The sequence below is a fragment of the Ilumatobacter sp. genome, assembly GCF_049588435.1.
Taxonomy (GTDB): domain Bacteria; phylum Actinomycetota; class Acidimicrobiia; order Acidimicrobiales; family Ilumatobacteraceae; genus Ilumatobacter_A.
Genome location: NZ_JBAVYV010000362.1, coordinates 1 through 7,566 on the forward strand (window position 1 = coordinate 1; position 7,566 = coordinate 7,566).

The 7,566-nt window shown below is 67.3% G+C and carries 10 protein-coding genes and 1 tRNA gene; 3 read left to right on the plus strand and 8 right to left on the minus strand.

The window, feature by feature from the left end; translation table 11 throughout:
• From WBV89_RS14050 to WBV89_RS14075, 6 genes are all read right to left on the minus strand, one after another.
• Nucleotides 1-177 (minus strand): TadE/TadG family type IV pilus assembly protein (locus WBV89_RS14050; RefSeq protein ID WP_423981991.1); only part of this gene is annotated, 177 nt, incomplete at its 3' end.
• A 2-nt stretch (nucleotides 178-179) separates the two neighbouring features.
• Nucleotides 180-449, minus strand: coding sequence for a hypothetical protein (locus WBV89_RS14055; RefSeq protein WP_423981982.1), 270 nt, complete (start codon nucleotides 447-449; stop codon nucleotides 180-182).
• A 73-nt stretch (nucleotides 450-522) separates the two neighbouring features.
• On the minus strand, nucleotides 523-1,065 hold the full coding sequence (locus WBV89_RS14060) for a type II secretion system F family protein (RefSeq protein WP_423981983.1): 543 nt from the start codon (nucleotides 1,063-1,065) through the stop codon (nucleotides 523-525).
• Complete coding sequence (locus WBV89_RS14065; RefSeq protein WP_423981984.1) at nucleotides 1,062-1,790, minus strand: type II secretion system F family protein; 729 nt, start codon at nucleotides 1,788-1,790, stop codon at nucleotides 1,062-1,064. The genes WBV89_RS14060 and WBV89_RS14065 overlap by 4 nt, the downstream gene beginning before the upstream one ends.
• Nucleotides 1,787-2,908: a CpaF family protein gene (locus WBV89_RS14070; RefSeq protein ID WP_423981985.1), complete on the minus strand. Its 1,122-nt coding sequence runs from the start codon at nucleotides 2,906-2,908 to the stop codon at nucleotides 1,787-1,789. The genes WBV89_RS14065 and WBV89_RS14070 overlap by 4 nt, the downstream gene beginning before the upstream one ends.
• Nucleotides 2,905-3,561, minus strand: coding sequence for a hypothetical protein (locus tag WBV89_RS14075; protein ID WP_423981986.1), 657 nt, complete (start codon nucleotides 3,559-3,561; stop codon nucleotides 2,905-2,907). The genes WBV89_RS14070 and WBV89_RS14075 overlap by 4 nt, the downstream gene beginning before the upstream one ends.
• 171 nt (nucleotides 3,562-3,732) lie before the next feature.
• On the opposite strand from WBV89_RS14075, the gene WBV89_RS14080 reads away from it, so the two are divergent.
• A tRNA-Sec gene (locus WBV89_RS14080) sits at nucleotides 3,733-3,828 on the plus strand.
• Between the two features lie 193 nt (nucleotides 3,829-4,021).
• A complete protein-coding gene (locus tag WBV89_RS14085) occupies nucleotides 4,022-4,285 on the plus strand; it encodes a hypothetical protein (RefSeq protein ID WP_423981987.1) in 264 nt (87 codons plus the stop codon).
• A 4-nt stretch (nucleotides 4,286-4,289) separates the two neighbouring features.
• On the opposite strand, the gene WBV89_RS14090 is transcribed toward WBV89_RS14085, so the two are convergent.
• Together WBV89_RS14090 and WBV89_RS14095 are read right to left on the minus strand one after the other, a co-directional pair.
• Nucleotides 4,290-5,483 carry an alanine/ornithine racemase family PLP-dependent enzyme gene (locus WBV89_RS14090; protein WP_423981988.1) on the minus strand — a complete coding sequence of 398 codons (1,194 nt, stop codon included), beginning with the start codon at nucleotides 5,481-5,483 and terminating at the stop codon, nucleotides 4,290-4,292.
• Nucleotides 5,480-6,610, minus strand: coding sequence for a DUF1611 domain-containing protein (locus tag WBV89_RS14095; protein WP_423981989.1), 1,131 nt, complete (start codon nucleotides 6,608-6,610; stop codon nucleotides 5,480-5,482). The genes WBV89_RS14090 and WBV89_RS14095 overlap by 4 nt, the downstream gene beginning before the upstream one ends.
• Before the next feature lie 182 nt (nucleotides 6,611-6,792).
• On the opposite strand from WBV89_RS14095, the gene WBV89_RS14100 reads away from it, so the two are divergent.
• A partial coding sequence (locus WBV89_RS14100) for an acyl-CoA dehydrogenase family protein (protein ID WP_423981990.1) occupies nucleotides 6,793-7,566 on the plus strand: 774 nt, incomplete at its 3' end.

Genomic DNA, 7,566 nt, shown 5'->3' on the forward strand with positions numbered 1-7,566 from the left:
GGCCGAGACAGCGGCGGCGCGCGCGCCTTCACGGGCAGCGAGTTCCACCGCCACCTCGTTGCGGACCGTCACGCCGACCTGCGCGATCGCGAGCATCGCGATGACGATCAACGGCAACGCCACAGCGAACTCGACCGCGGACTGCCCTCGATCATCGGATCGACGTGCGGTCCACATCGTCAGACCCGGTCGATCACCGAGTCGATGACGCGGTTGAACAGGCGGCTGACCCTGGCCGCACCGCCACCCGCGGTCGCCCACGCGACGACGAGCAGTGCGACAAGAGCCGCCGCGAGCAGGACGAGCGCGTACTCGGTCGTGGCCTGCCCGCGATCATCGTCGCGGTGTGCGACGACGTGCATGACGGCGTCGAGGAGGCGTTCGTGGACCGCGTGGCCGGCCTGGTGGACGCTGATGGCGAGCATCAGAAGGGGCGTGGTGTCGAGCATGATTCTCCCTGGGTTCTCGAATGGAGTGGGCGGGACGTTGGCGTCGAGCGGACCGTGTGGTCGAGTGGAGCCGTCAGATCGAGCGGGTGTTCAGCGAGGCGATGGCGGCCATCACAGCGGGGGCGATCGCGATGAGCACGAACGCCGGAAGGGTGCACGTCACGAGTGGGAACGCCATCTTGATCGGCAGCTTGCGGGCGTCGGCCTCGGCGCGACGGCGTCGTCGTTCGCGGACGTCGAGCGCCAGTTGGTCGAGCGCACGAGCGATCGGAGTTCCGTAGCGTTCGGCCATCGCGAGCGTGTCGGCCACGATCGCGGCGTCGTGTCCGAGCAGATCGGGGAGCGCGTCGAGTGCTTCGGCCAGTGGAGCGCCCCGGGACATTCGCCGACGGACCTCGTGCAGAGCGGGCCGGATCGGAGTGGGCGCTCGATCGCACAGCAACATCACGCCCTGGTGTGGTGTCAGGCCGGCCTGGACGACGAGGATGAGCATCTCGATCGCGTCCGGGAGTGCGGCGTCGATCCGGCGCTGCTGAGCGCGCCCGGCGATCATCCGTCGGACGCGGGGCCTGATGACGGCGACGATCACCAGAACGAGGAGAGGCGCGACCATCATCGGTTCGCCGATCCGTGTGCGGAACCGTCGGCGATGCGATGCATCCACACGCCGCCGACTGCATTCAGGGTGAGGCCGATGATCGCGACCATCGCACCGGCGGGGGTGGCCATCACCGCGCGGACGCCGTCATCGGTGGCGAGGAGCAGGGCGAGCACCGCGAGCGGCACGATGGTGAGGACCCGCGCCGACATTCGTGCCTGGGCGCTGTTCGATTCTCGTTCGAGGTCGTCGGACGTGCGTTGACGCATCGTGACGGCGAACCGGTCGATCGGCTCGGCGGCATTTCCGCCGAGCGTGGTGATTGCCGCGAGCAACGTCGCGCACGGGGCGAGAAGGTCGGCTCCGGGCGACGCATCGGCCGACAGGTCCTCGGACCACCCGTCGCACGCTTCGACCACGGCCGCTCCGCGATCGAGGCGGTGTCGCAGACGTGCGGTGAGGCCCGCGAGGGCGTCATCGTCGGGAATGGTGCCCACCAGGACAGCTCGCAGCGTCGAACCGTGACGGAGACCCCGGGAGAGGTCGTCACACCATGCAGCGATGTCACCGGGAGCGATCCGGCTTCGGCGTCGCCATCGTGGCAACGACCGCGTGCGCGGGATCGCCGCAGGAATGGCGACGGACGGAGCGCTTCCGGCCGGAGCGCGACCCGTGCGCGCAGTGAGGATGGGCGGCACGACCAGCAGGACGAGGAGTGCTGCGGCGAGTGGAGCGGCGATCACCGACGGCTCCGTCCGAGTGAAGTGCACCCGGCGATGTCATCGTCGCGCAGTCGGCCGAGCGTTCGCACCCCGGGTGCCGCGAGGGAACCGTCGACATTCGGCGGAACGACCTCGCACACCTCGAGAATCCGCCTCCGGCCACCGTGTCGTCCCACGTGCACGATCACGTCGATCGACCGCGCGAGCTGGTGGCGCACGGCCGACAACGGCCATTGCGGGGCGGCTTGGAGCACCAGCGATTCGAGTCGCAGGAGCGCATCGAGCGGACCATTGGCGTGGCACGTCGAGAAGGAACCGTCGTGGCCGGTGTTCATCGCCTGGACGAGTGCGATGCATTCGTCGGAACGGACCTCACCGACGACGAGTCGGTCGGGGCGAAGGCGGAGCGACGTGCGGACGAGGTCGCCGAGCGACACCGCATGCACACCTTCGGCCGTCGCCGGGCGGGCTTCGAGCCGGACCACGTGCGGCGCTCGACACGGCAGCTCGGTGGTGTCCTCGAGCACGATCAGTCGCTCGATGTCATCGACCATGTCGAGCATCGACGCGAGCAGCGACGTCTTGCCCGATGACGTGGCGCCGCACACGATGACGTTCGCGCGGGCGGCGACGATCGTGCGCAGGATCGCCACCCCCTCCGGTCCGGTGAAGTCGTCGAGCGGGCGGATCTCATCGGAGAACCGACGGATCGAGAGCGAGGCCCCACCGACCGCGACGGGGGCCACGACAGCACACACCCGGGCGCCGTTGGCGAGGCGGGCATCGACGATCGGCGTCGTGCGGTCGACCCGTCGTCCGATCGGTGCCAGCACACGTTCGATCACCTGCTCGATGGTCGTGCTGTGCAGCGTGCCGGCCCGCTCGACGCGACCCCGTCGGTCGATCCAGATCTGATCCCCGTTGACCAGCACCTCGTCGATCTCGGGATCCTCGACGAGCATCTCGAGGTCGCCGAGCCCGGCCATGCGGGCGACGGCGTCGGATCGCAATCGCGCGCGTTCGTCGGCGGTCGCGAGCGGGGCCACGCGGCGTACGGCCCGATCGACGAGCTCGCCCAGGTCGCCCGACTCGTCGCGGATCGTCCGACAGATCGTGTCGACCAATTCGACCGAGCTCATGCGGCGACGCGCGCGAATGCCCGATGGAGCGGACGCGGGAGGCGACCGCTGAGCAGGAGCCCGGCATCGACCGACCGCGCGATTCGCACGTCCCAGGCGAGTGTCGCGACGACCGGGGCGCCGATGCTGGACTCGACGTCGGTGCGTCGGAGCGCGCGTCCTGGTTCGTCGATGAGCACGACCCCGGTGGGCCGAACGCGGAGATGACAGGAGCGACGGAGCGACAGGTAGCAGGCGCGGGTGACGAGCCACCGATGTGGGCACTGTTCGACGAACTGCATCGGGAGGCGTGTGGTTCCGGCATCGATCACCACGGACCCTCCGCTGTCGTTCGTCCACTCGGTCAGCCAATCGACGAGTTGATCCCAGCGCTCCGTCTCCCCGGTCAGGACGTCGGCCGCCGTCTCGAAGGCTGGCAGCAGGCTGCAGTTGGGAGTGACCTCGACCAGCAGGTCGTCGAGGTGGGCGCTGGGAGCGCGGCTGGCGAGCCAGTCGATGACGCCCGGTCGGACGGGCCGGTCGAGGCCGAGCGCGAGCGGAACGTCGCCTTCGAAGTCGACGAGGAGTGCGGGTCCAGGAGAGTTGATCGCACGTGTACATGCGACCACCGTGGTTCCGCTGCCGCCTTTGACGGCGTGACAGAGCGTGATCATGATTCCCCCAAGCGGGACGTTCCGGCGGACCGGACGTGGACTCGGGAGGGAGTCGGCACTATCAACGTAACGGTCGACGCCCGACAGTGCAACCGTCGGTGTCGGCGGCGCGACGACGACGGCCCGTGTGACGGCTGTGCGGGTGACCGTTAGGGTGACCCCGCACTACCGGGAGGTGTCTGGGTACCTGGTGGGCTCCGCCGCCTTCAAAGCGGTTGGGATGGGCGATCCCCATCCGGCGGGTTCGATTCCCGTCCACCTCCGCCAATGCGTCCACCGCCGAGCCGAATCGATCCTGCGGTGGTACGGTGCTCGGACGCAGCTGGGGACGTGTCTGTCGTATCTGGCGAAGTCGATTCCGTCGGCTCACCCACGTGACCGACCGAGGTTTCGTCCCATCTGCCCGCGCCGAGCCCCGCCAGGTCGACGGCTTCATCCGGACCAACAGAATCGAGATGCCATGGCCGCATCCAAGAAGAAGCCGACAACCTCCCAGTGGTTCACCGGGGAGACGCCGCTCGAAGAGCTCGATCCGAGCAAGCAGGTCGCCCACGAGATCGTTCAGGTCCGCCGCGACCTGATGCCATCGGTCGACCGCATCATGTCTGCGGACCTCACCGAACCCCAGCGGCACCAGGCGATCGGGCTGTTCCAGGCATCGCTGGTCGACATCGACGACCCGTTCCGCAACCCGGATCTCGCGATCGAGGAAGCCCGGAGCTGACCCGTCAGCCGCAGGCGCTCGGCGCCTTTGCCGGCACGATCGTCAGATTCCGGGTGCGGTCCGGTCGATGTGAACCGGTGTCGGGCGGACGCCTGCTCGACACCGCGATCGTCGATCGATCCCCATCGGCACTGTGGAAGTCCTTCGCCACGAACGGCGACGTCATCGACCGAAGCAAGGCCGAGTAGCCGGGCTGGAACCGAACTTCCTCGCCGGGCCCCATGCGGCCTCGGGTCTCGAGAAGGAGATGGTCGCTGCTCGCGCCGAGCACCGTCACGCCGGTCTGGCACCGCAGGTCGGTGGGGTCGGTGTCCTGGCGGCCGGCCGCGACGATGGTCTGCCAGATGTCGCCTCGGTCCTGCGCGTCGGGTGAGATGTCGAGCGTTTCACCGAACGCGTTCTGGCTCTGCCGGCCCCAGGGGCGAGTCGGCTTGCGCTTCGACTCGATCACTTCCCCGAGGAGGGTGATCGCATCGGTGTGGAGGCCCGCGATGGGGCAGCGGTCGATCGGATCGCGGCCGAGCAGGATCGATTCACCGAGGCGCAGGTTGTTGACCCGCCCGAGGTCGTCCGTGGACGTCAACCAGCGGAGGTTCGCCGAGTTTCCACCAGACACGGTGTGAATCTCGATGTCGAACCTCGACTCGACGGTGTCGACGAGCCGGGAGAGTTCTCCCATGTTCTCGGCGCTGGGTTCGATGCCGTGACGGCACGCGAGGTTCGTTCCGATTCCGCGCAACCGAAGGGTCGGCAGGCGGAGAATGTGGCGCACGGTGTCGTGGAGTTCGGTGGCCATGACGCCATCGCGCAGGTCGCCGAGTTCGACCATGATCATCACGTCATGGATCCGGCCGCACACCCGCGCGGCTGTTGCGAGCGCCGTGAGGACATCGGTTTCGGTGTTCACGCTGGTGGCGTCAGAACGGACGATGCGGTCGACCTGGCTCGGCATCGGCGAGCGCATCAGCAACATCGGCGCATTGACGTGGGCATCCCGCATCCGTTCGATGCTCTCGATGCGCGAATCGCCGAGCGCGACCACACCGGCGGCGACGAGCGTCCGAGCGAGCCGGGGCTCGCCGAGCAGGGCTTTGGTCACCGCGGTGATCGACACCCCGCGCACCGCGGTCCGGTCGACGAGCCGGCGCGCGTTCTCGCGGATCTTGTCGAGGTCGATGTCGAGCCGTAGCCCGCTCATCGAGTGGCGACGGGTGACGCTTGGATGTCGGGGAACGCCGCGAAGACCATGTCGACGAGATGTTCGACCGGTCGGGTGAGTGCGTCGGTCGCCGGAATCCCCAACTCGACCTCGTACAGAGCGATGGCAGCCGAGACTTCGCTGTCGCTCATGTTCTCGTGGTTGATCGTCAGGCCGATCACCGTGGTGTCGGCGAACGTCTCGATGAGATTGATCTCGCTCGCCGGAGTCGGCATCGGGAAGATCGGAAAGTCGCTGATCGCCGTGCGGCCGGGTGCGTGCTGGAGGATGACGGCTTCGGGGCGACTGCCGCGCAGGATCGCGGTGGAACTCAGGTACGTCGGGTGGCTGAGCGCTCCCTGACCCTCGACGATGATCACGTCGGGCTGCTCGGCCTCGAACGCTCCGACCACCGCGGCTTCCAGTTCGCCGGCCACGAACTGGGCGGGGATCGCGTCGAGCGCGACGCCGTGGAACGCTCCCTGGATCAGGCTGGTCTGACCCGTGCCGACGAGGACGGCGTTGACGCCCCGTGCCTTGAGTGCCTTCGTGAGAATCGTCGCGGTCGTGCGCTTTCCGATGGCGCCGTCGGTGCCGAGCACGGCGATCCGAGGACAGGTCACACCGAGGATGCTGCCGTCGAACATGTGGAGGTCGGCCTTCGCCTTCGGCCTCCGGATGTCGATGATCTCCACGTCGTTGATCGCGGCTGCGGCCGCGAACTCCGGATCGTCGTTCAAGAACTCGTGCAGTCCGTTGAGGATGTTCAGGCCCCGACTCATCGCGTCGAGGAGAATCCCTCGTTCGCGGGTCGTCAGCAGGCCACTGGTCGGTGCGACGCCGACGATGAAGAGTTCGGGAGTGAACCCGGCTTCGGCCAGCGCGTCGTCGAGGTCGCGACAGCACGGAATGCCGTTCGGGACTCCGTCGAGCACCTCTCCGGCGTCGCGGCCGACCTTGGTGTGGTCGATCACCGAGATGATCTCGTAGCGCTCGCTGTGCCGGACCAGGCCGTTCGCGGTTTTCCCGTCGATCATGCCGAAGTTGGCGTCGCAGTAGACGATCGCTCGCGGCCGGCGTCCGGCGCTGTGCGCGGCAGAACGATTGGTGGTTGCAGATTCGGACATGTTGTCTCCTCAAGTCGAGCTCAGAGGAGGCAACAGATTGTTCGGCTGATCGGAGCCGGGTGTCAACGAGAAGTCCCCACCAAGAAGGTGGAACGCTCCGTCCACACTACGACCGCCCCGCCGACAACGTCGCGACGACCGTCGATGGGATGTCCGACCGAGTGCTTCGGTAAGTTCCGCACATGCCTGCACTCGAATCGACCGTTGACATGTACGACCTGCGGATGTCCGACAGCGTCCGCCCGCTCTACGAGCAGGTGAAGACGTTCATCCGTGAAGAAGTCGCGCCGATGTCGGAAGAGTTCTTCAAGCTCGGTGAGACGCGGACCGATCGTTGGTCCTACGCGCCCGGCCAGCTCGAGTTGCTCGAGGAGGTCAAGGACAAGGCGAAGGCCAACGGGCTGTGGAACTTCTTCCTGCCCGATGCCGAGACGGGTGAGGGCCTGTCGAACCTCGATTATGCGTACATCGCGATCGAGCTCGGCAAGAACCCGCTGGCGTCGGAATCGATGAACTGTGCCGCACCGGACACGGGCAACATGGAGGTGCTCGAGCGCGTCGGTACGCCTGAGCAGAAGAAGCAATGGCTGGATCCGCTGCTGCGCGGTGAGATCCGCTCGGCGTACGCGATGACCGAGCCCGACGTCGCGTCGTCGGACGCGAAGGCGATTGCGTGCCAAGCGGTGCGCGACGGCGACGAATGGGTCGTCACCGGGCAGAAGGTCTGGAATACCTGGGCGCACTACTCGCAGTTCGGATTGTTGGTCGCTCGAACCAATCCCGACGTTCCCAAGCGTCAAGGCATCACCGTCTTCGCATGCCCTATCGACGCGCCCGGGGTGACGGTGCGCGAACTCGTCCACATCACCGGTGAAGTCGACTTCAACGAGGTGTTTCTCGACGGGGTCCGCATTCCGGATTCCTATCGCCTCGGCCCAGTCGGCGCAGGCTGGAAG

Coding starts and splice junctions, on each gene's coding strand:
- WBV89_RS14085 (WP_423981987.1), top strand. CDS start 4,022: ATGGCCGCATCCAAGAAGAAGCCGACAACCTCCCAGTGGTTCACCGGG.
- WBV89_RS14070 (WP_423981985.1), bottom strand. CDS start 2,908: ATGAGCTCGGTCGAATTGGTCGACACGATCTGTCGGACGATCCGCGAC.
- WBV89_RS14090 (WP_423981988.1), bottom strand. CDS start 5,483: ATGAGCGGGCTACGGCTCGACATCGACCTCGACAAGATCCGCGAGAAC.
- WBV89_RS14060 (WP_423981983.1), bottom strand. CDS start 1,065: ATGATGGTCGCGCCTCTCCTCGTTCTGGTGATCGTCGCCGTCATCAGG.
- WBV89_RS14095 (WP_423981989.1), bottom strand. CDS start 6,610: ATGTCCGAATCTGCAACCACCAATCGTTCTGCCGCGCACAGCGCCGGA.
- WBV89_RS14075 (WP_423981986.1), bottom strand. CDS start 3,561: ATGATCACGCTCTGTCACGCCGTCAAAGGCGGCAGCGGAACCACGGTG.
- WBV89_RS14055 (WP_423981982.1), bottom strand. CDS start 449: ATGCTCGACACCACGCCCCTTCTGATGCTCGCCATCAGCGTCCACCAG.